This window comes from Rhizobium sp. ERR 1071, assembly GCF_007828675.1.
Taxonomy (GTDB): domain Bacteria; phylum Pseudomonadota; class Alphaproteobacteria; order Rhizobiales; family Rhizobiaceae; genus Rhizobium; species Rhizobium dioscoreae.
On record NZ_VITM01000003.1, the window covers coordinates 901909 to 923880 of the forward strand.

General features: G+C 61.1%; 23 protein-coding genes. 19 read left to right on the top strand and 4 right to left on the bottom strand.

Features of this window, described 5'->3' with window-relative positions:
• Window positions 1–17: 17 nt before the first annotated feature.
• The 3 genes from FBZ99_RS14560 to FBZ99_RS14570 all read left to right on the top strand — a co-directional run bounded on the left by FBZ99_RS14560 (window position 18) and on the right by FBZ99_RS14570 (window position 1338).
• Window positions 18–653 (top strand): 2,3-bisphosphoglycerate-dependent phosphoglycerate mutase, encoded by a 636-nt coding sequence (locus FBZ99_RS14560; protein WP_113333851.1) that lies wholly within the window; start codon window positions 18–20, stop codon window positions 651–653.
• Window positions 654–754: 101 nt separating this feature from the next.
• A complete protein-coding gene (locus FBZ99_RS14565; RefSeq protein WP_113390792.1) occupies window positions 755–1045 on the top strand; it encodes a CopG family ribbon-helix-helix protein in 291 nt (96 codons plus the stop codon).
• 41 nt (window positions 1046–1086) lie between these two features.
• On the top strand, window positions 1087–1338 hold the full coding sequence (locus FBZ99_RS14570; protein ID WP_113333853.1) for a type II toxin-antitoxin system RelE/ParE family toxin: 252 nt from the start codon (window positions 1087–1089) through the stop codon (window positions 1336–1338).
• A gap of 7 nt (window positions 1339–1345) precedes the next feature.
• On the opposite strand, the gene phnF is transcribed toward FBZ99_RS14570, so the two are convergent.
• Window positions 1346–2080: a phosphonate metabolism transcriptional regulator PhnF gene (gene phnF / locus FBZ99_RS14575; RefSeq protein ID WP_113333854.1), complete on the bottom strand. Its 735-nt coding sequence runs from the start codon at window positions 2078–2080 to the stop codon at window positions 1346–1348.
• A 101-nt stretch (window positions 2081–2181) separates the two neighbouring features.
• On the opposite strand from phnF, the gene phnG reads away from it, so the two are divergent.
• From phnG to phnN, 15 genes are all read left to right on the top strand, one after another.
• Entirely contained in the window at window positions 2182–2658 is a 477-nt protein-coding gene (gene phnG / locus FBZ99_RS14580; RefSeq protein ID WP_113333855.1) for a phosphonate C-P lyase system protein PhnG, read from the top strand.
• A complete protein-coding gene (gene phnH, locus FBZ99_RS14585) occupies window positions 2658–3284 on the top strand; it encodes a phosphonate C-P lyase system protein PhnH (RefSeq protein ID WP_113390790.1) in 627 nt (208 codons plus the stop codon). Before phnG ends, phnH begins: the two co-directional genes overlap by 1 nt.
• Before the next feature lie 3 nt (window positions 3285–3287).
• Entirely contained in the window at window positions 3288–4397 is a 1110-nt protein-coding gene (locus FBZ99_RS14590) for a carbon-phosphorus lyase complex subunit PhnI (RefSeq protein WP_113333857.1), read from the top strand.
• Complete coding sequence (locus FBZ99_RS14595) at window positions 4394–5287, top strand: alpha-D-ribose 1-methylphosphonate 5-phosphate C-P-lyase PhnJ (protein ID WP_113333858.1); 894 nt, start codon at window positions 4394–4396, stop codon at window positions 5285–5287. Before FBZ99_RS14590 ends, FBZ99_RS14595 begins: the two co-directional genes overlap by 4 nt.
• Complete coding sequence (gene phnK / locus FBZ99_RS14600) at window positions 5284–6060, top strand: phosphonate C-P lyase system protein PhnK (RefSeq protein ID WP_015338361.1); 777 nt, start codon at window positions 5284–5286, stop codon at window positions 6058–6060. The genes FBZ99_RS14595 and phnK overlap by 4 nt, the downstream gene beginning before the upstream one ends.
• A 9-nt stretch (window positions 6061–6069) precedes the next feature.
• Window positions 6070–6777 carry a phosphonate C-P lyase system protein PhnL gene (gene phnL / locus FBZ99_RS14605; protein ID WP_113333859.1) on the top strand — a complete coding sequence of 236 codons (708 nt, stop codon included), beginning with the start codon at window positions 6070–6072 and terminating at the stop codon, window positions 6775–6777.
• On the top strand, window positions 6774–7391 hold the full coding sequence (locus FBZ99_RS14610) for a DapH/DapD/GlmU-related protein (protein WP_113333860.1): 618 nt from the start codon (window positions 6774–6776) through the stop codon (window positions 7389–7391). Before phnL ends, FBZ99_RS14610 begins: the two co-directional genes overlap by 4 nt.
• Before the next feature lie 90 nt (window positions 7392–7481).
• Window positions 7482–8036 carry a pyridoxamine 5'-phosphate oxidase family protein gene (locus FBZ99_RS14615; protein ID WP_113333861.1) on the top strand — a complete coding sequence of 185 codons (555 nt, stop codon included), beginning with the start codon at window positions 7482–7484 and terminating at the stop codon, window positions 8034–8036.
• A 224-nt stretch (window positions 8037–8260) separates the two neighbouring features.
• Window positions 8261–9115, top strand: coding sequence for a phosphonate ABC transporter ATP-binding protein (gene phnC, locus FBZ99_RS14620; protein ID WP_112722839.1), 855 nt, complete (start codon window positions 8261–8263; stop codon window positions 9113–9115).
• Between the two features lie 95 nt (window positions 9116–9210).
• Entirely contained in the window at window positions 9211–10122 is a 912-nt protein-coding gene (phnD, locus tag FBZ99_RS14625; RefSeq protein WP_113333862.1) for a phosphonate ABC transporter substrate-binding protein, read from the top strand.
• A gap of 82 nt (window positions 10123–10204) precedes the next feature.
• The gene (gene phnE, locus FBZ99_RS14630; RefSeq protein ID WP_113351507.1) at window positions 10205–11185 is read left to right on the top strand and encodes a phosphonate ABC transporter, permease protein PhnE; all 981 of its coding nucleotides are present in this window, start codon (window positions 10205–10207) and stop codon (window positions 11183–11185) included.
• Between the two features lie 8 nt (window positions 11186–11193).
• On the top strand, window positions 11194–12540 hold the full coding sequence (phnE, locus tag FBZ99_RS14635) for a phosphonate ABC transporter, permease protein PhnE (RefSeq protein ID WP_113390788.1): 1347 nt from the start codon (window positions 11194–11196) through the stop codon (window positions 12538–12540).
• Between the two features lie 189 nt (window positions 12541–12729).
• Entirely contained in the window at window positions 12730–13416 is a 687-nt protein-coding gene (locus FBZ99_RS14640) for a DUF1045 domain-containing protein (protein ID WP_113351508.1), read from the top strand.
• Between the two features lie 15 nt (window positions 13417–13431).
• On the top strand, window positions 13432–14571 hold the full coding sequence (locus tag FBZ99_RS14645) for an alpha-D-ribose 1-methylphosphonate 5-triphosphate diphosphatase (protein WP_113351509.1): 1140 nt from the start codon (window positions 13432–13434) through the stop codon (window positions 14569–14571).
• Complete coding sequence (gene phnN / locus FBZ99_RS14650; RefSeq protein WP_113351510.1) at window positions 14568–15173, top strand: phosphonate metabolism protein/1,5-bisphosphokinase (PRPP-forming) PhnN; 606 nt, start codon at window positions 14568–14570, stop codon at window positions 15171–15173. The genes FBZ99_RS14645 and phnN overlap by 4 nt, the downstream gene beginning before the upstream one ends.
• 21 nt (window positions 15174–15194) lie before the next feature.
• On the opposite strand, the gene FBZ99_RS33875 is transcribed toward phnN, so the two are convergent.
• Together FBZ99_RS33875 and polA are read right to left on the bottom strand one after the other, a co-directional pair.
• Window positions 15195–15533, bottom strand: coding sequence for an immunity protein Imm33 domain-containing protein (locus FBZ99_RS33875; protein ID WP_442966481.1), 339 nt, complete (start codon window positions 15531–15533; stop codon window positions 15195–15197).
• The gene (polA, locus tag FBZ99_RS14660) at window positions 15496–18498 is read right to left on the bottom strand and encodes a DNA polymerase I (protein WP_113395912.1); all 3003 of its coding nucleotides are present in this window, start codon (window positions 18496–18498) and stop codon (window positions 15496–15498) included. The genes FBZ99_RS33875 and polA overlap by 38 nt, the downstream gene beginning before the upstream one ends.
• Before the next feature lie 537 nt (window positions 18499–19035).
• Here polA and FBZ99_RS14665 point away from each other — a divergent pair.
• Window positions 19036–19452 (top strand): MarR family winged helix-turn-helix transcriptional regulator, encoded by a 417-nt coding sequence (locus FBZ99_RS14665; protein ID WP_145633890.1) that lies wholly within the window; start codon window positions 19036–19038, stop codon window positions 19450–19452.
• Window positions 19453–19531: 79 nt separating this feature from the next.
• Here the strand turns inward: FBZ99_RS14665 and FBZ99_RS14670 are convergent, their stop codons facing one another.
• Window positions 19532–21874 carry a bifunctional diguanylate cyclase/phosphodiesterase gene (locus FBZ99_RS14670; RefSeq protein ID WP_113352063.1) on the bottom strand — a complete coding sequence of 781 codons (2343 nt, stop codon included), beginning with the start codon at window positions 21872–21874 and terminating at the stop codon, window positions 19532–19534.
• Between the last annotated feature and the right edge of the window lie 98 nt (window positions 21875–21972).

Below are 21972 nucleotides of genomic sequence, written 5' to 3' on the forward strand. Positions count from 1 at the left end.
TCATTAAGGAGAAATTTATGAGCGGCACTCTCGTTCTCGTTCGCCACGGGCAGAGCGACTGGAATTTGAAAAATCTCTTTACCGGCTGGAAGGATCCCGATCTGACGGCGCTGGGCATGGAAGAGGCCAAGACCGGTGGCAAGGCTCTGGCCGATTACGGTATCAAGTACGATATCGCCTTCACCTCGGCGCTGACGCGCGCGCAGCACACGCTGAAGATCATTCTCGATGAAATCGGCCAGCCCGGCCTTGAAACGATCAAGGATCAGGCGCTGAACGAGCGCGACTACGGCGATCTCTCCGGCCTCAACAAGGATGACGCCCGCGCCAAGTGGGGCGAGGAGCAGGTTCACATCTGGCGCCGCTCCTACGACGTTCCGCCGCCCGGCGGCGAAAGCCTGCGCGACACCGGCGCCCGCGTCTGGCCCTATTATCTCACGGAAATCCTGCCGCGCGTGCTTGCCGGCCAGAATGTGCTGGTCGCGGCGCACGGCAACTCGCTGCGCTCGCTCGTCATGGTTCTCGATCGCCTGAGCAAGGCGCAGATCCTCGAGCTCAACCTCGCGACCGGCGTGCCGATGGTCTACAAGCTGAAGGCCGATTCCACTGTCGCCTCGAAGGAAGTCCTCGGCGACATGTCCGGCGCGCATTGAGCGGCTAAAAGATAAACCACCCCTGGCCAGAATGGGCTCGGGGGTGGAGAATCCACCCCGATGTGTTACATTGCACTGCGCATGCAACACACGGATCGAGAGTGGCAGACGCGAAATTTACCTTCAGAGTTGAAGAAGAGTTGAAGGCGGCTTTCAGCGAGGCTGCGAAAGCGCATGATCAAATCGGTGCGCAGTTGCTCCGGGCTTTCATGCGCGATTATGTGCGGCGCCAACAAGATGCCGCCGAATATGACATATGGTTTCACCAGCAGGTTCAGGCCGGTCTTGCTTCCGCCAACGCCGGCAATCTGATTCCTGACGACAATATAGATGCTGAATTTGCCGCCTTGCGAGAAGAAACACGCCGCAAACTCAGCGGGCGTTCTTCGTGAAACTTGCGTGGACTCCCGAAGCAAGAGCTGATTGACGCGCCATATATACCGACATCGAGGCCGAGAACGCCTCCGCGGCAATCGCGCTGGACGAACTTTTTGCAAAACGGCCGAAACAGCTGATTACCCATCCAATGACGGGCCGGCCCGGCCGCGTGTCCGGGACACGAGAGCTTGTCGTACATCGAAACTATTTGCTGATTTACGATCTCGCAGGCGAGACGGTGCGCATAATCCGCATCCTGCATGCCGCACAGCAATGGCCGCCAAACGATTTTCAGCCGATTCCCTAGTGCGGCATCAAATCTCAACGGTGAAGCGCACTCTATCGGCGGCGAAGCGGGAAATCGAATATTGCACAGGGACATTATCGAGATCCGCATTGAGCGCCTGGGCGATGAGAACGATGGCGCCCGGGGATAATTGCAGATCGGTGAGGTCGCCTTCGTCGGCATGCGTCGCGGTGATCTCGGTGACGACGCGGACGTAATCGGGCACACCAAGCTCCTTGAATGCCTTGGTGATCGATCCGGTCGTCCGATAGATCTCGGCGATATCGCCGAAACGATCCGCCGGGAACCAGCTTGTTGCGCGCGATACCGGACGATGATCCGCCTGGCCCAGCGTTTCCAGCCGGATCAACGGCGTACCTGCCTTGAGCTTGAGCTGTTTGGCCAATTCGGCGCTGGCAGCTTCTTCGCCCGATGCAAGCAGCACGCTGCGGGTCTCACGTACCTGGTCGCCGATCCCTTGCGAAAATCGCGTGCGCCTTGAAATCGGGAAACTCAGTCGCTCCTTGCGCTCGATCAGCGTGCCGCGCCCCTGCACGGCGCGGACGATCCCCTCCTGCGCCAGTGCTGCGAGCGCACTCCTGATCGTGTGCCTGTTGACGCCGAACTGCAGCGCCAGCACCGTTTCCGGCGGCACCATGCCCGTCTCGTCGAAGTCGCCGTGGTTGATCGAGGTCCGGATCCGGTCGGCAATCTGCCGCCAGAGCGCCACGCCCGTCTGCCTCTGTATCTTCTGCCCTGCCATCTCGCCCACTCGCCCTGTCACACGCTTGTCACGACTCACTAATAAATATAAAACTATCTTGTATGGTTGTCTATATCAATAGACATTTAGAGGAAGGCGCGATGAATTCAGCACAGAGGCAGGAAGCGGCGGCACAGGAGCGTCGGGAACGGAAGCGCGTCGCCGATCTCTTGGCGCAGGCAGAACGCGACGAGCTAGAGGCTGCCTGGGAGGCATTGCCGAGCAAGCCGACGGTACAGCCGGTGCGCGGACCAGAGACAGGGCTCGTCATGGTGCGCGGCCGCATCGGCGGCGGCGGCTCCCCCTTCAACCTCGGCGAAGTCACGGTGACGCGCGCTACCGTCCGGTTGGCATCCAACACGATCGGCCACGCGCACGCGCTCGGCACGGATCGGGAAAAGGCCCGGCTTTCGGCCATTTTCGATGCACTCTGGCAGCAATCGGCCACGAAGGATTTCGTCGAAAAGGCTCTTCTGCAGCCGGTTACCGAGCGTATCGCCGAATATGACCGCAAGCGCGCCGAAGAGACGGCGGCAACCCGCGTCGATTTCTTCACCATGGTTCGCGGAGAAGATTGATGAGCCTTTCCAGCACTCCGACCTTCGGCAACGAGGCCCTGACCGGCGGTTTCACCGATCCGGTCTTCGACGCGCAAAGCGTCTTCAAGATGACGATGGATGCCATGGCACGTCCAGGCACCCTGCAGACCGTTGAGGCTGACGTCGCGCCGCCCGCTCCACTCGGTGTTGCCGCAGGCGCCATCGGCCTCACCCTTTGCGATCACGACACGCCTGTCTGGCTCTCCAACAGCCTGGCAAGATCAAGCCTGGCGGAATGGCTGGCCTTCCACACCGGAGCGCCCGTCATTTCGGAACGGCTGGAGGCGCAGTTCGCCTTCATCGAAGCCGGCATGGCGCTTTCCTCCTTCAGCCAGTTCGGCATCGGCACCCAGGAATATCCCGATCGGTCGACCACGATCGTTCTGGAAATCGAAAGCCTGGTGGGCGGCAAACAACTGGCGCTTTCAGGCCCTGGCATCAAGGATCTGACCATGATCGCCCCGATCGGGCTGCCGGATGCGCTGCTGCGTATCTGGAACGACAATCGCGCGCTCTTCCCGCGCGGCGTCGATCTCATCCTGACGGCGGGCCGGCAATTCATCTGCCTGCCGCGCACCACCAAGATCACCGCGACGGAGTTGTGACATATGTATGTTGCCGTTAAGGGCGGCGAAGCCGCCATCGCCAATGCTCACCGGCTGCTGGCCGACCGTCGCCGCGGCGACCGTTCGCTGCCGGCCGTCGGCATCGACCAGATCGTGGCGCAACTGGCACTCGCCGTCGATCGCGTCATGGCCGAAGCCTCGCTTTATGACCGGACGCTGGCCGCACTTGCCGTTCGCCAGGCGCGCGGCGACATGATCGAAGCGATCTTCCTGCTCAGAGCCTACCGCACCACGCTGCCGCGCTTCGGTTATTCCCAGCCGCTTGACACTTCAGCGATGAAGATCGAGCGCCGCATTTCCGCGACCTACAAGGATTTGCCGGGCGGTCAGCTTCTCGGCCCAACCTTCGACTACACGCACCGCCTGCTCGACCCCAGCCTTTTGACAGATGAGCCGGTGGATGAGCCGATGCAGCGGCCGGCCGAGGACGGCCGCGTGATGCGCGTCTCGGAAATTCTCGGCCAGGAAGGACTGATCGAAGACGATGGCACCATGCCTGTCGATCATGAGATCGGCGACCTGACGCGCGAGCCGTTGGAATTCCCGATGACCCGGGACCTTCGCCTGCAGGCGCTCGCCCGCGGCGACGAAGGCTTCCTGCTGGCACTCGGCTATTCGACCCAGCGCGGCTATGGCCGCACCCACCCCTTCACCGGCGAAATCCGCATCGGCGAAGTAGAGGTCGAATTTGAGGTGCCGGAACTCGGCTTTGCCGTTTCGCTCGGCCGCATCCAGGTAACGGAATGCCAGATGGTCAACCAGTTTAAAGGTTCGGCCAAGGCACCGCCGCAGTTCACCCGCGGCTACGGCCTCGTCTTTGGCCAAAGCGAGCGCAAGGCGATGGCGATGTCGCTGGTGGACCGGGCGCTGCGGGCAGAGGAACTCGGCGAAGACATCGTTGCGCCAGCTCAGGACGAGGAATTCGTCATTTCCCACTCCGACAATGTGCAGGCGACCGGCTTCGTCGAACATCTGAAGCTGCCGCATTATGTCGACTTCCAGGCCGAGCTCGACCTGGTGCGGCGCATGCGCCGCGACTTCGAGGCCGCTCGCGATCGCGGCATGGAACCCATGACGGAGGCAGCCGAATGACCGAACTCGCCACCTACAACTTCGCCTATCTCGATGAGCAGACCAAGCGGATGATCCGCCGTGCCATCCTGAAGGCGATCGCCATTCCCGGCTATCAGGTACCTTTCGCCTCCCGCGAAATGCCGATGCCTTACGGCTGGGGCACCGGCGGCGTGCAGCTGACGGCGGCGATCATCGGCCCGCAGGACGTGCTGAAGGTCATCGACCAGGGTGCCGACGACACGACCAATGCCGTCTCCATCCGCGCCTTCTTCCAGAAGGTCGCCAATGTCGCCGTCACCACCCGCACGGACGAGGCGACCATCATCCAGACGCGTCACCGCATTCCGGAAGCCAAACTCGGGCCGAACCAGGTGCTCGTCTATCAGGTGCCGATCCCGGAGCCGTTGCGCTTCCTGGAGCCTCGCGAGACCGAGACGCGCAAGATGCATGCGCTTGAGGAATATGGCCTCATGCATGTGAAGCTCTATGAGGATATCGCCCGCAACGGCCGCATAGCCACGACCTACGCCTATCCGGTCAAGGTCGCCGGCCGCTACGTGATGGACCCATCGCCGACGCCGAAGTTCGACAATCCGAAAATGCATCTGTCGGATGCGCTGCAGCTCTTCGGCGCCGGCCGCGAAAAACGCATCTATGCCGTGCCGCCCTACACCGAAGTCGTCAGCCTGGATTTCGAGGATCACCCCTTCGAAGTGCAGCGCTTCGACAAGCCCTGCGCGCTTTGCGGCGCCGAGCAGGTCTATCTTGACGAGGTGATCCTCGACGACAAGGGCGGCCGCATGTTCGTCTGCTCCGATACCGATTTCTGCGAGGATCGCCGCGCCCACGGCCATGCCGGGCCTATGCTGGCGTCAAATGGGCTCGCATCCAAGGAGGCTGCCGAATGAGTGACTCACCCCTTCTCAAGGTCAAGGACGTCTCGAAATTCTACGGCAGCCGCATCGGTTGCCGCGATGTGTCCTTCGAACTCTGGCCCGGCGAAGTGTTGGCTATCGTCGGCGAATCCGGCTCCGGCAAGACGACGCTGCTCAACTGCATCTCGACCCGGCTGCTGCCGACGACGGGCAGTGTCGAATACCACATGCGCGACGAGACCTATCGCGATCTTTTCCGCATGAACGAGGCCGAGCGCCGCTTCCTGATGCGCACCGACTGGGGCTTCGTGCATCAGAACCCGGCCGATGGCCTGCGTATGACGGTGTCCGCCGGCGCCAATGTCGGCGAGCGGCTGATGGCGATCGGCAACCGCCACTATGGCAACATCCGCAATACCGCCATCGACTGGCTCGAGCGGGTCGAGATCGACGCCGACCGCATCGACGACCAGCCCCGCGCCTTCTCCGGCGGCATGCGCCAGCGCCTGCAGATCGCCCGCAACCTTGTGACCGGCCCGCGCCTCGTCTTCATGGACGAGCCGACCGGCGGTCTTGACGTCTCGGTGCAGGCCCGCCTGCTCGATCTGGTGCGCGGCCTCGTCAACGATCTCGGCCTCTCCGCCATCATCGTAACCCACGATCTCGCGGTCGCCCGTCTCCTGTCGCATCGCATGATGGTGATGAAGGACGGCCAGGTGATCGAGCACGGTCTCACCGACCGCGTGCTCGATGATCCGCGCGAACCCTATACGCAACTGCTGGTCTCTTCGATCCTGCAGGTCTGAGGAAGAAACATGGCAACCCCACTCGTCGTTTCCGAAGTCTTCAAAAGCTTCACCATGCATCTGCGCGACGGCATTCGCCTGCCTGTTGTCGCCGATGTCTCCTTTTCCGTCGCTTCGGGCGAATGCGTCGTGCTCGGCGGCCCGTCGGGTATCGGCAAGAGCTCGCTCTTGAAAATGATCTATGGCAATTATGCCGTCGACAGCGGCCAGATCCTTGTCACGCACAAGGGCAGGATCGTCGATCTTGCGACAGCCGATCCGCGTACCGTGCTCGACGTCCGCCGCCAGACCATGGGGTATGTCAGCCAGTTCCTGCGCACGGTGCCGCGCGTTGCCGCTATCGATGTCGTCGCCGAGCCGCTGCTCGCCCGCGGTGTGAGCGTGACCGATGCCCGCGACAGGGCAGCGGAACTGCTTGCACGGCTGAACCTGCCCAGGGAACTCTGGCAGCTGCCGCCCGCCACCTTTTCCGGCGGCGAGCAGCAACGCGTCAACATCGCCCGCGGCTTCATCACCGATCACGCCATCCTGCTGCTCGACGAGCCCACCGCGTCGCTCGACGCCCGTAACCGGGCCGTCGTCGTCGACATGATCGAGCAGAAGAAGGAAGCCGGCGTCGCACTGCTCGGCATCTTCCATGACGAGGAAGTGCGCGAAGCCGTCGGCAGCCGCATTCTCGACGTCTCGCAGTTCTCGCCGCGGAAGGCCGCCGCATGAGCCGCAAATTGGGCGAGACGCCCTTCATCAGCCCGTCGGCCAGCGTCAACAATTCGACGCTCGGCCGCTATACCGAAGTCTCCGACCGCTGCCGCATCGATGAAGTCGAGATGGGCGACTATTCCTACATCATGCAGGATGGTGCGGTCTGGTGCGCGACGATCGGCAAGTTCGTCAACATCGCCGCCGCCGTGCGCATCAATGCCACCAACCATCCGACATGGCGCGCGACGCTGCACCACTTCACCTATCGCGCCGCCGACTACTGGCCGGATGCCGATATGGAGACGGAGTTCTTCACCTGGCGGCGCGACAACCGGGTTGTGATCGGCCATGACGTCTGGATCGGGCATGGCGCGACCGTGCTGCCCGGCGTGACAGTCGGCAATGGTGCCGTCATCGGAGCCGGCGCCGTCGTTTCCAAGGACGTTGCGCCCTACACCATCGTCGGCGGTGTGCCGGCCAAGCTCATCCGCGAGCGTTTCACGTCCGAGGTCGGCGCGCGAATGGACAAGCTTTCATGGTGGGATTGGGATCACGATCGCCTGCGCACAGCGCTTGCGGATTTCCGCGCCCTTTCGGCGGAGGAATTTCTGGATCGCTACGAAGCCTGAGAACGGTTTCCACCCTCATCGGACTTGCAAGGCGCTGACAAGCGATCCAGCTTAGCCGGTCCTTTCAATGCGGGATCGAGAGGAGTTTTCATGGCAAAGCAGTTTTCCAGCATCGACGATCGGCTGCGCGATTTCATCGCGCGGCAACACATCTTCTTCACGGCATCCGCAACATCGGATTCCCGTGTCAATGTTTCGCCCCGCGAGACACTGTGCCTGCGCATCATCTCTCCGAACACCGTCATCTATCTCGACCGCACCGGCAGCGGCAACGAAACATCAGCGCATATGAAGGCGGACGGACGGCTGACCGTCATGTTCTGCGCCGTCGAAGGGCCGCCGATGATCCTCCGCCTCTATGGCCGCGGGCGGATCATCCATCGATCAACACCCGAATATCGGGAACTGCTACACGATCATTATGCGGATCAGGAGCCGCTCGGCGCACGGCAGATTGTGTGGCTGGACTTCGATCTCGTACAAACGTCCTGCGGTTTCGGCGTGCCGCTTTTCACCTATGAAGGCGAACGGCCGAGCCTGGACCAATGGGCGAAAGCCAAGGGTCCCGACGGCATTGAGGAATACCGGCGCGAGAAGAACAGCTTCAGCATAGACGGTCTGCCGACCGGCATGTTTGACGGCTAAACTTAAAGGAAAGCTCTCAGCCGGCTAATCTTGCAAAATCGCCGGGAATTGTAACAGCAGTTACACAAAACTGACATTGGAGCTTCATGAAGCGGGACTAATCGGTTGCCTTGTGGTTGGCGCCAGCCCCCTCGAAACTCCTTTCGAGACAGGGGCACGCGCCCGTTCTTAGCACCGGTACCGCTGAAATTTCTGCAGCCCGGGAGCCGCGAAAGGGAAGCACTATGTTCGAACTCAGGAATGTCTCACGCCGGTTTGGCAACAAGCTCGCCGTCGATTCCGTGACTTTGGACATACCGCAGGGACAGATGGTCGGCGTCATCGGCCGTTCCGGCGCCGGCAAGTCGACGCTGCTGCGCATGATCAACCGTCTGGCCGATCCGAGTTCCGGCTCCATTCATTTCTCCGGCACCGAAGTCTCCAAGCTGACCGGTCGTGCACTGCGCAGCTGGCAGCGCGATTGCGCCATGATCTTCCAGCAGTTCAATCTGGTGCCGCGCCTCGACGTGCTCACCAACGTCATGCTCGGCCGCCTCAACCATCGTTCGACGATGCTGAGTCTCCTTTCGGTCTTCACCCGCGAGGAGCGCATCGAGGCGATTGCGGCGCTGGAGCGCCTCGGCATCGAGCAGACGGCACTGCAGATGGCCGGCACGCTTTCCGGCGGCCAGCAGCAACGCGTTGCCATCGCCCGTGCCCTGATGCAGCAGCCGAAGATGATGCTGGCCGACGAGCCGATCGCCTCGCTCGATCCGCTGAACGCCAAGATCGTCATGGATGCGCTGCGCGATATCAATGAGCGCGAAGGCATCACCGTCATCACCAATCTGCATACGCTGGATACGGCGCGCAACTACTGCGAACGCATCGTCGGCATGGCGGCCGGCAAAGTCGTCTTCGACGGCAAGCCGGCCGATCTGACGGCAGCCGCCGTCAAGGAAATCTACGGCACCGACAAGGACGGCGCCGGCATCGACGAGACCATGACGTCGACATCGATCAACATTGCCGATCCAGCCGTGCAAGCCGCGGCGACTGAATCTGCCGGCCCGCAACCGCTGGCACTGGCCGGTCTCTGAGAGGGACGGCCGGGATCGAAGGCCCGCGTCAAGGGCGCATTTCTTCTATCAGACCGAAGACATCCGGGGACACCGGTTAATCAGGAGACGAACCCATGTTGAAGAAAGCACTCTTTGCCGCTACGGCGCTTGTTGCGCTCGCAGTCGGCGCTGCTGCCAACGCAGCAGACCTCAAGGAATTGCGCATCGGCATTCTCGGCGGCGAAAACGAAGCCGATCGCCTGCGCAATTACGCCTGCCTTTCCGACCACCTGAAGAAGGAATTCGGTTTCGAGAAGGTTTCGCTGTTCCCGGCCGCCGACTATAACGGCGTTATCCAGGGCCTGCTCGGCGGCACGCTCGACTTCGCCGAACTCGGCGCGTCCGGCTACGCAGCCGTCGCCATCAAGGACCCGAAGGCCGTTACCCCGATCCTGACGACGCAGCAGACCGACGGTTCGACCGGCTACTACTCGATCGGCCTCGCCCTCAAGTCTTCCGGCATCAAGACGATCATGGACGCCAAGGGTAAGAAGCTCGGCTACGCCGACCCGGACTCCACCTCGGGCTACCTTGTTCCGCTGACGCAGATTCCGAAGACCACCGGCGTGCCGAACGACAAGTTCTTCGGCTCGACCCAGTTTAATGGCGGCCATGAGAACAACCTGCTCGCCGCTTACGACGGCAAGGTCGATGTTGCTGTCGACGACTCCTCGGGTGTTGGCGATTTCAAGGACGGCTTCACCTCCGGTACCTTCCGCAAGGAAGTCGACAAGGGCGCCGTAGATCCGAACAAGCTCGTCGAAGTCTGGCGTTCGCCGCTGATCCCGAACGGCCCGCTCGTCGTTCGCAACGCTCTCGGCACCGAATGGCAGACGAAGCTGACGGACTTCTTCATGAAGCTCCCGACGGCTGACGCCAAGTGCTTCAACGCCATCGAAGGCGGCGACTTCAAGGGCTACGTCAAGGTTACTCCGGACTTCTACAACGCCGTCATCGACGTTCGTAAGGCTGCCATCGGCGGCTGATCCGCATTCCTATAATTGGGCGGCCGGCAACGGCCGCCCTTTTGCTATTCACACCCTTTGCTATTCACAAGGGCAGGATTTCATGACGATCGCCGATACGCACCCGAACATGCAAAGCGCGCCACAGAGCGCCAAGGAGATCGGCGACGCCTGGAGCAAGATGGTGGCCAAGCGCCGCTTCTACACCGGCATCGGTCTCGTGATCCTGCTCGTCGCCTTCGTCAGCTCGGTGCGCTTCGCCGACGAAAACAACGCCGGGCATTTCTTTGACCGCCTGCCGCATCTCTTCGATTTCCTGAGCTGGCTCATTCCGAAGGACTGGGCCGACGTCTACCGCGCGCTCTTCGACCTGCCGAGCCCGAACGGGGCCAATGGCGCCGGCGGCGAGGAATTCAATTTCCCGCTCGGTCGCGTCTATGTCTGGGGCGATTTCTATATCCCCGAATATTTCGAGCTGATGATCATCACGATCAACGTGGCACTGGTATCGACCATCATCGGCTTCGTCTTTGCCGTACCCTTGAGCTTCTTTGCCGCCCGCAACATGTCGCCGTCCCATCCGATCCGGCTGGTGACGAAGCGCATCATGGAACTTCTGCGCGCCTTTCCGGAAATCGTCATCGCCGGCCTGTTTTCGGCGATCTTGTCGATCGGCCCGATCGCCGCGATCATCGCCGTCGGCCTGCATACGATCGGCGCGCTTGGCAAGCTCTTCTACGAAGTGGTCGAGAATATCGACATGAAGCCTGACGAAGGCATGCGTGCCGTCGGCGCGAGCTGGAGCGAGCGCGTGCGCTTTGCCGCCCTGCCGCAAGTGCTGCCGAACTTCATGTCCTACGCGTTGCTGCGTCTGGAGATCAACGTTCGCGCCTCAACCATCATCGGCGCCGTCGGCGGCGGCGGCATCGGCGAGGAGCTCAAACTTGCGATTTCACGCGGTTTCGGCGCCAAGACATTGGCGCTGGTGCTGCTTCTCTTCCTGACGATCATCGCCGTCGACCAGTTTTCCGCATGGCTCCGCCGCCGCCTCGTCGGCGAGCATGCCTTCCTTTTGCAGCATTGAGGTTATCCATGTCCGTCATCGACGCCGGCCGCATGCAGGAAATCGAAGCGCGTTACCCGGAAGTTCTTCACCGGTCCTTCCGCCAGCGCTTCGGCGCGCTGATGATCTTAATCGGCGTCATCCTCTACGGCATCTATGCCGTGTGGTTCTTCGACCTGCCGAAGGTCATTTCGGAAGCGCATTGGGAGCGCGTCGGCATCTATCTCAGCGAATGGGTGAGCTATGACGTGCAGCCGGAATTCCGCATCTCCGGAGACAAGATCAGCATCAAATATCCGCGCTTTTCGCCCCTGGGCGATAATCCAAACCCGGACTGGGTGAAGACCAATCCCGATGGCAGCATGACCGTTTCTGTCAGCGGCACAAGCCGCACGGTAACCGTCACCAAGACGCAGGCCATCGTGACCGCGCATGGCATCACGATTCCGATCGATATTGCCGGCGATGTGCCGAAAATCGTCGGTTCCGAGCCCGTTCCAAGCTGGATGACCGTCTATGACGACAATATTCTCGTCAATCTCGGCTTTGCAGGCGACGCCAGCATTTCCACCGACCGCGTGAAGATCCGCAAGCGGTTCATCGGCTGGGCCAACTTCGTCTTCGATACGCATTCGCCCTTCTTCGACAAGCCGGCGAGCGAAGTCATCAGCCTGATCGTTTCGGGGCCGCGGCTCGATCCTGCTCAGTCCAATCTCTCGCTGGCCTTCGACAATATCTGGAACAATGGCGCATGGCAGCATGGCGACGTCTGGACCAAGCTGTTCCAGACCATCGTCATGGCCTTCCTCGGCACGCTGCTGGGCTCGCTCGCGGCCTTCCCACTCGCCTTCCTGGCGGCTCGCAACATCACGCCGAGCCGACTCGTCAACCAGATCCTCAAGCGCTTCTTCGATTTCCTGCGTTCGGTCGACATGCTGATCTGGGCGCTGTTCCTGACGCGCGCCTTCGGCCCCGGCCCGCTCGCGGGCAGCGGCGCGATCTTCCTCACCGAGACGGGCACGCTTGGCAAGCTCTATTCCGAGGGCCTCGAGAACATCGACAACAAGCCGCGCGAAGGCGTGAAATCCACCGGTTCGCCGACCATTCTCGTGCATCGCTACGGGATCATGCCGCAGATCGTGCCCGTCATCGTCAGCCAGACGCTCTACCAGTGGGAATCGAACGTGCGCGGCGCGACCATCATCGGCGCCGTCGGCGCGGGCGGCATCGGCCTCAAACTTTGGGAAGCAATGCGCACCAATGCCAACTGGGAAAACGTCGCCTATATGGTGCTGCTGATCCTCATCGTTGTCTTCCTGTTCGACGCCGCATCCAACGCCCTGCGCTCTCGGCTGATGGGCACGCGAACGAAATAAAAAAGAACGGGAAAAAATCGTTCCGCATCATCATTCTGTCACGGGAATCCGATAGCGCAGGCCGGCAAGACCGCAGCGGCCAAGCTGGCTTTAGCCGGATTCGAACCGTTGCTGCCTTGCTGCTCTTGCGGTTTGTCGCAAATCACCCAACAGTGTCTCGCGCAGCCGATTTTTCCAAGGAATGCAGCCTTGCGCTATGCTCTCTATTTCACGCCGCCCAAAGACGATCCGTTGACATCTCTCGCTGCCCGCTGGCTGGGCCGCGATGCATTTTCGAATGAGATTTTTTCAGACAAGGCCATGGCGCCGCTGCCGGAAGGTCATGCCGAGCTGACGGCCGATCCGCGCCGCTACGGCTTCCATGCCACGCTGAAGGCGCCGTTCGAGCTAGCCGCTTCTGTGACCGAGCGCGATCTCCTCGAAGTCGCCGCCGAATTCGCCTCGCAAACCAAGGCTTTCACCATTCCGGAGCTGGTGCTTGGCCAGCTCGGCCATTTCTTTGCGCTCGTTCCCGGTTCCGTTTACCAGCCGCTGCAGGATTTCGCCTCGCGCGTCGTCAAGACCTTCGAGCCATTCCGCGCGCCGCTGTCGGATCACGATATCGCGCGACGCAAGCCGGAAGGCCTGACCGAGCCGCAGCGCGCCAATCTGCTGCGCTGGGGCTATCCTTACGTCAACGACGAATTCCGCTTCCACATGACGCTGACGGGACGCGTACCTTCCGAGCGTCAGCCCGAATTGCAGGCAATCCTCGCCGAGCGCTTCGCCGAACATACCGGCAAGCCGCTCGATATCTCCGGCCTCGCCGTCTTCGTCGAAGAAGAGCGTAGTGCTCCCTTTACCGTCCGTTCCTGGCTGCCGCTTGCCGGCGCCTAATATGAAAGAGCCGATATGACCAAAGAAACCGTCCTTTCCAACGCCCGCATCGTCCTCGAAGACAAGATCGTCGAAGGTTCCGTGCTGATTCGCGACGGTCGCATTGCCGCCATTTCCGAGGGCAAGTCCGATATCGGCGAAGATTTCGAGGGCGATTTTCTGATCCCTGGTCTGGTCGAGCTGCATACCGACCATCTCGAGGCGCACTATTCTCCGCGCCCGGGCGTGCGGTGGAATAAGACGGCGGCGATCCAGGCGCATGATGCCCAGATCGTCACCTCGGGCATCACGACCGTGTTCGACTGCCTACGCATGGGCTCGGACGAGGACGGCGGTTTCGAAAAGGGCGAGATGCGTGATATGGCCGATGCCATCCAGGCCGCCCAAAGCGAAGATCGCCTGCGCGCCGATCACCTGATCCATCTGCGCTGCGAAGTCTCCTCCGACAACGTGCTCGACCACTTCCAGGATTTCGAGAAGGACCCTTACGTGCGTCTGGTCTCGCTGATGGACCATGCACCGGGTCAGCGCCAGTTCCAGACCATGGATCAGTATATCTTCTACTATCAGAAGAAGCGCGGGCTCAGCGACGAGGCCTTTGCCAAGTTCGTCGCCAAGCGCCAGGAGGAATCGGCCAAGTATGCTACGCCGCATCGCGACGCGATCTCCAAGGTCTGCGCCGATCGCGGCATCACCGTTGCCAGCCATGACGACGCGACGCTTGCCCATGTCGACGAAGCCATCAACTACGGCGTTCGCCTCGCCGAATTCCCGACCAGTATCGATGCCGCCAAGGCTTCGCACGGCGCCGGCATGAGCGTGCTGATGGGCGCGCCGAACATCGTCCGCGGCAAGTCGCATTCGGGCAATATCGCCGCCCGCGATCTGGCCGAACTCGGCGTCCTTGACGTGCTGTCTTCCGACTATGTGCCACTCAGCCTGCTGCATGCACCCTTCATCTTGGCTGATGAGGTTGAGGGCATTTCGCTGCCGCAGGCGATTGCCATGGTGACGGCGACGCCGGCAAAGACGGTCAGTCTCAATGACCGCGGCCGCATTGCCGAAGGGCTGCGGGCGGATCTCGTGCGCGTTCGCCGCGATCACGGCGTGCCGGTCACGCGCTCCGTCTGGCGAGAAGGGCGGCGGGTCGCATGAGCCCGGAAACCAAGATCAAGCCGGCTAACCTCGGCCTGACGGATGCGACAGCAGGCACGCTGGCCGTCGTTGTCGGGCCGAGCGGCGCCGGCAAGGATACACTGATGAATCTGGCCGCCCGGCATTTTGCCGGCCGGTCTGACGTGCATTTCGTCCGCCGCGTCATCACGCGGGACGGCGATGCCGGCAATGAAGACCACAGAAGCGTTTCCGAAGCTGACTTCGATGGAATGGAGCAAGCCGGCGCCTTTGCCGTTTCCTGGGAGGCGCATGGGCTGAAATACGGCATTCCGGCTGAAGTCACCGATGAACTCGCTCGCGGCAATCTGGTCATCGCCAATGGCTCGCGCTCGGCGCTTCACCGCTTCCAGGCCGCATTTCCGCGGCTGAAGGTCATCAACATCACGGCGTCCCGCGAAGTGCTGGCCGAACGACTGATGGCGCGCGGACGCGAGAGCCGCGAAGATGTGCTGAAGCGTCTGGAGAGAAGCGCACTGACCGTTCAGGGCAGCTACGACGTCGCCGATATCGACAATAGCGGCACGCTCGAAGAGGCCGAACGCGCCATTATTTCCGTCCTGGAAACGCTGGTCCGCAAATAGTCTGATGGCGACAATCGAAGATCATTCGACCCGCCACACATCCTCATAACCCTGATCGTCGATGATGAACCGCGTTCCGACCGGAAGCCGGAGGTATTTGACTACGCCAGGCAACAGCTCGCTTAGGTGGGCTGTGTGAACAGGCTGGTAAAAGTCTTCGGCGTCGGAATATTCACCGCAATAGAAGAACCAGCTGACGGTTCCGCCCTTCGGCATGGCCTGCCGCACGCCATAATCGGCATGCGGCCTATCGTCGATAAGGCGACGGCCACCATGTCTTCCGGCTCGGATTCCGGTTTGACCGGTTCCAGATCGCTTCCGCTCAGTGCGCCTCATCCCAATTGTGGGCGGCGCGCGCATCGACCTTCAGCGGCACGGCCATATCAACCGCCGGCATGGCAGCGTTTTCCATGACCGAGACAATGATCGGCGTGGTGCGCTCGACATCGGCATCCTCGACTTCGAAGATCAGTTCGTCGTGCACCTGCAAGAGCATGCGGACGCGATCGCCCAAGCCGGCCGAAGCTAGCGCCGGCTCCATCTTGATCATGGCGCGGCGGATGACATCAGCCGCCGAACCCTGGATCGGCGCGTTGATCGAGGCGCGTTCGTTAAAGGCGCGGACGGAGGGGTTGGAGGAGCGAATTTCCGGGAAATGGATGCGGCGGCCGAAAATCGTCTCGACATAGCCCTTGTCGCGAGCGGCCTGCTTGGTGCCTTCCATGTAATCGCGGATGCCGGGGAAGCGCTCGAAATACCTCTTGATGTAGTCACCGGCTTCCGAGCGCTCGATCGACAGCTGGTTGGCGAGACCGAAGGCGGAGATGCCGTAGATGATGCCGAAGTTGATCGCCTTGGCGCGGCGGCGCACCTCGCTCGGCATGCCATCCACAGGCACGCCGAACATTTCAGAGGCCGTCATGGCGTGAATATCGATGCCGTCCTCAAAGGCCTGCTTGAGCTGCGGGATGTTGGCGACATGCGCCAGGACGCGCAGTTCGATCTGGCTGTAGTCGGCGGAGACGAGCTTATGGCCCGGCGTCGAAATGAAGGCTGTGCGGATCTTGCGGCCTTCTGCCGTGCGCACCGGAATATTCTGCAGGTTCGGCTCGGAGGACGACAGGCGCCCTGTCGTGGTGGAGGCCAGCGAATAGGAGGTGTGAACGCGCTTCGTCTCGGGATGGACGTAGCTCGGCAGCGCATCCGTATAGGTGGACTTGAGCTTGGTGAGCTGACGCCAGTCGACGATCTTGCGCGGCAGCTCGAAACCGGCCGCGGCCAGATCTTCCAGCACCTGCGCCGAGGTGGACCATTGCCCGGTCTTGGTCTTGCTGCCGCCAGCCAATCCCATCTTGCCGAAAAGGATATCGCCGAGCTGCTTCGGGGAGCCGATATTGAAGCGCTCGCCAGCAAGATTGTAGATCTCGTCCTCGAGAGCGGCAGCACCCTGCGCCAGCTCGCCGGAAAGGCGCGAGAGTATCTGCCGGTCGATGGTGATGCCGCGCTCTTCCATGTGGGCAAGCACCGGCACCAGAGGCCGCTCCAACCGCTCGTAGACGACTGAGAGTTTTTCTGCCGCCAGTCGTGGTTTCAAGACCAGCCAGAGACGCAGCGTCACATCGGCATCCTCAGCGGCATAGGCTGTGGCGCGGTCGATATCGACGAGGTCGAAGGTGACATTGGACTTGCCGCTGCCGGCCACATCCTTGTAGGCAATCGGCTTGTGGCCGAGCCAGCGCTCGGAAAGGCTGTCCATGCCATGCGTGGCGTTGGCGCCGCCGTCGAGCACATAGGAGAGCAGCATCGTGTCATCGAACGATTTCATCTCGATGCCGTAACGCTTCATCAGAAGATAGTCGTATTTCAGGTTCTGCGCGATCTTCAGGATGGAGGCATCCTCCAGCAGATCCTTCAGGCGCGGCAGTGCATCGCGAAGCGGAATCTGGTTTTCCGCCAGGCCGCCGCCGAGCAGATCGCCGACACCGGTCTTGTGACCGAGCGGAACATAGGCGGCGCGGATGGAAGCGCCAGTCGGATCATCGCGATTATCGGCGATCGCCAGCGAGAAGCCGACGATTTCGGCCTGCATCGCATCGAGCGACATCGTTTCCGTATCGAAGGCGACGATGCCGGTTTCGCGCGCATCCGCGATCCATCGGTCGAGCGTGGCGAGATCGCGGATGGTCACATATTTCGAATGATCGATCGGCGCGCTCGCGAAACTTGCGGCGCGCGCCTTGGCGAGATCCTCCGGCGCAGTGGTGCCATCCAAAGCCAGACGCGCCTTGGCCGATGGCGCCGGGACCGATGCCCCTTCGGCTTCGACAACGCTGCCGGCGACGAGATCGACATTCTCGCCGACATCGAGATCGGGCCCATGAGCGCCCTCGCCCCATTCGATCTTGACGATGGAGGGCTCGATTGCCGCCGCATCGCAGTCGCAGGCCTCCGCCACGCGCCGCGTCAGGGTCGTGAATTCCATTGCCTTCAGGAAACCGATCAGCTTCGGGCCGTCCTGCGGATCGAGCACCAGCGCATCGAGCGCAAGTTCCAGCGGCACGTCGGTCCTCAGCGTCACCAGCTGCCGCGAAATGCGCGCGAGTTCAGCATTGGCGATGATGTTTTCGCGGCGCTTCTGCTGCTTGATCTCGCCGGCGCGGGCGAGCAGGGAATCGAGATCGCCGAATTCTTCCAGAAGCTGCGCCGCCGTCTTCGGGCCGATGCCGGGGATGCCGGGGACATTGTCGACGGAGTCGCCGGTCATGGCCTGCAGGTCGATCATCTTGTCGGGTGGCACGCCCCATTTTTCGATGACATCGGGAATGCCGATCTGCTTGTCCTTCATGCTGTCATACATGTGGACCATGGGTGTGACGAGCTGCATCAGATCCTTGTCGGACGAGATGATCGTCACGTCGGCGCCGGCTGCCTCCGCCTGACGGGCATAGGTGGCGATGATGTCGTCGGCCTCGAAGCCGTCAGTCTCGATGCAGGGCAGATTGAAGGCGCGGGTCGCCTCACGGATGAGGCCGAATTGCGGGATCAGCTCTTCCGGCGGCGCCGAGCGATTGGCCTTGTATTCCGGGAAGATGTCCTTGCGGAAGGTCTTCGACGAATAGTCGAAGATGACGGCGAAATGGGTCGGCGTCACCCCGACGGAGGTATCGCGCGCCGAAGTCAAAAGCTTCCACAGCATGTTGCAGAAACCCGAGACGGCGCCGACGGGCAATCCGTCCGACTTGCGCGTCAGCGGCGGCAGGGCGTGAAAGGCCCGGAATATGAAACCGGAGCCGTCGACGAGGAAGAGATGATCACCTTTTTTCATGGAAGCATGGATAGCGTGACGTACCTCCAACGTCCATATAAACTTCAGTTTTGCAGGCTAGAGCGCTTCCGCTTTTCTTCAAATCGCGCAAACGCTTTATCTTTTGTTTTTACGCAATTCCGGACGGAAAACCGCGATACACTTTTCCTGGAATTACTTTGGTGGGAAGGCCAAATCTCTCACCGAAACGTTACTAACTTTTAATCAATCTAATCTGCGCATTCCCTTGAAAAACCACATTCGAAACCTCAAATCATACTCACCGGCGATTGATACGCCGCGGGTCTGGCAACCGGCCTGTCCCCCGCCATGTCAGACTTGGACAAAGGCCTATCCCCTCTCCGGGCCTTTGTCCCCCTTTCGAAAGCCGCCATGGCGTCCCCTCCAGGCCATGGCGGCTTTTTCATGCAAAAAATACAACCAGTGAACGTGAAAAAATCGACTGAAGTTGCTGATTTCAGGGGTCTCTACCTGAATAATTGCCGATTGTCTTGACCTTGAATTGTCGGCATATTTGCAATCATGGGATTTAATCGGATGGACTCCGCCGCCTACCTTGCCAGTCAGATGGCAAAGGGATTCGCTCGCTCGCTACAACAACGCGCGGCGAAGCTCGGCTTTTCCCCCGGTCAGTTTCCAATCCTGCTGGAACTGTGGTCCGAGGATGGGCTCACGCAGAAACAGCTGCTCGATAGGGTCGACATCGAACAGGCGACAATGGCCAATACGCTGTCGCGCATGGAACGGGACGGATTGGTGGAGCGCCGCCAGCATCCTTCGGACAAGCGGGCGCAACTGGTCTTCCTGACGAACAAGGCCGCAGCCATGCAGGCGGAAGCGATCGAAGCCGCCATGGCCGCGGACACGGATCTCCTCAAAGACTTTCGTCAATTCGAGCGCGAACTGCTGCTGGAATATATCCGGCGTGTGCTAGAGAATGCCAAGCAGCTCTAGGGCATTCCATGGAAGGACTTAACGGTTTTCCGCCTAGGATTGCATGAAATGGCTGCACGCGTCAAAGCGGCAAAAAGCCCTAGCCCCGTCCGACCACCTTATCCAGCGCAGCTTGATGTTGGCTGGGTCCGACATCCGGCCTGCCGAAGAATATTCCCTGAAGCTGAGCGCAGCCTTCCTCGATGACGATGCGACGCTGGGTTTCCGTTTCCACACCTTCCGTAACGACAGGCATGTTCAGGCTGTGGCCGAGGCCGATGATGGCGCGGACGATCGAGCGTGCTGCCGGATCGTGTTCGAGGGCGCCGGTGAAGCTGCGGTCGACCTTGATCTTGTCGAAGGGGAAGGCGCGCAGATTGCTGAGCGAGGAAAAGCCGGTGCCGAAATCATCCATGACCACGCGCACACCGAGGCGATGCAGCCGCTGCAGGGTCGCGATGACAGCCGTGCGCTCGCGCATCAGGGCAGCCTCTGTGATCTCCAGTTCGAGGCGCTGCGGATCGAGGCCGGTTTTGCGCAGGATCCGTTCGATCTGGTCGTAAAGGGTCGGGACCATGAATTGCAGCGGTGAGAGATTGACCGCGACATTCGCGGGCTCGCTCCAGCGCGTCGCCTCCTGGCATGCCTGCTGCAGCACCCATTCGCCGATCGCCACAATCGATCCGCTTTCCTCGGCAATGGGAATAAACGTCTCCGGGTCGATCACGCCGCGATCCGGATGCGCCCAGCGCAATAGCGCCTCATAGCCGCTGACGCTGTCGCTGCCGACGTCGTAGATCGGCTGATATTCCAGAAAGAGCTGCCGGCGGAGAATGGCCTGGCGCAGATCGTTCTCTAGCTGACGGCGCGTGCGCACGGCCTTGTCCATTTCCGCATCGAAGAAGCAGGCATGGCCACGGCCCGCATGCTTGGCGCGATAAAGCGCCATATCCGCATTGGCGTAAAGCTGCTCTGCGCTCGTGCCGTCACGCGGATAGATGGCAATGCCGATGCTGACGCCGACAGCCGTCGGATCGCGCGCCGTATCCATCTCCATGCCGAATTCGGCGAGAATGCGCTCGGCAAGGCGGGTTGCTCCTTCGGGCTGCCGGCGCTTCGGCTGGATGATGGCGAACTCATCGCCCCCGAGCCTTGCCACCGTATCGCCATCCTCGATTGCGCGCTGCAGGATGCCGGCGACCTTGCAGAGGATACGGTCTCCTTCGGCGTGACCGAAGACATCATTGATCGCCTTGAAGCGGTCGAGGTCCAGGCAGAAGATCGCGACTTCGCCGCCCCTGCGGTTTACCATCTGCAGTGCCTGGCGCATGCGCTGATCGAACAGCGAGCGATTGGGCAGATCGGTCAATATATCGTGATGGGCCAGGTGCTCGATCATCTGTTGCGCCTGGCGACGCTCAGTCAGGTCGCGCACGACAAGCACGCTGCATTCGTGGCCTCGATAGGTGATGGAGCGCCGCACGGTCTCGACGGGGATCGCCTTGCCATCGCACCCCGACAGCGTTGTTTCCAGCGGAATGGCGGCTTCGGTATGGATATCCATGTCGATGCTCAGAAAGACATCTGGCGCGACACCGATCACCTGCTGCGCCGACCAGCCGGAAATGGCGAAGAACCGCTCGTTCGCGTCGATCACCCGACCGTCGCGGACGATGAGCAGCCCTTCCAGCGAAGCATTGGCGAAACCCCGGAGGTCGGTCAAATGACGATCGATGAAGATGGCGCCGAGAGCGATGAGGATCAGCCCCATCGCGGCAGCCATGACGATGCCGGCAAGGATGCTTCGATCCATGGCGAGGGCAGCACCCGGCAGGGTCACTTCGGGCGTCAGCGTGACGCCGCTCATCGCGGTGAAATGCAGGGAGCAAATCGCAAGCAGCAGAAGAAGAGCGCCAGCCATGATACGCCTGAAGCCAGGAAAGCTGCGAAACACTAGGAAAGCCAGTGAGGAGAAGACGCCACCAATGGCGATGGAAGCGACGACGCGCGGTATATCGAAGGAGAGCTCTGCCGAGGCCTCGACGGCCTGCATTCCCGTGAAATGCATGGCGGCTATTCCAAACGCCATCAGCATGCCGCCGACCGCAAAGGAAACGCGATTATCCCATTCGAAGGCAACGGCAATCGCGAGCCATGAGCCGACGATGGCAAAGACCACCGAAAGCACCGTCAGTGAAACGCCATAGGAGATCGGAAGACTGCTCTGATAGGCGAGCATGGCGATGAAATGCGTTGCCCAGATGCCGACACCGCTGGCAAAAGCCGCAGCAACAATCCAATAGCGGCGCTGATGCGACTGGCATTCCTGCGCACGCGAAAAAAGGAGCATGGTGGCAAGACTGCCGATAAGGCAGATGATCGCCGCTACAATAATAAGCCTGAAGTCATGATCGTCACGAATACATGCAATCACTGAAAACATTACGCGTCTCCAGAATACGCTTCTGGATTGACGTTATTTCTAATAATCTAAAAAACTTGTAAACTACATGCGCAACTAATCACATAAGAGCGTGCCTC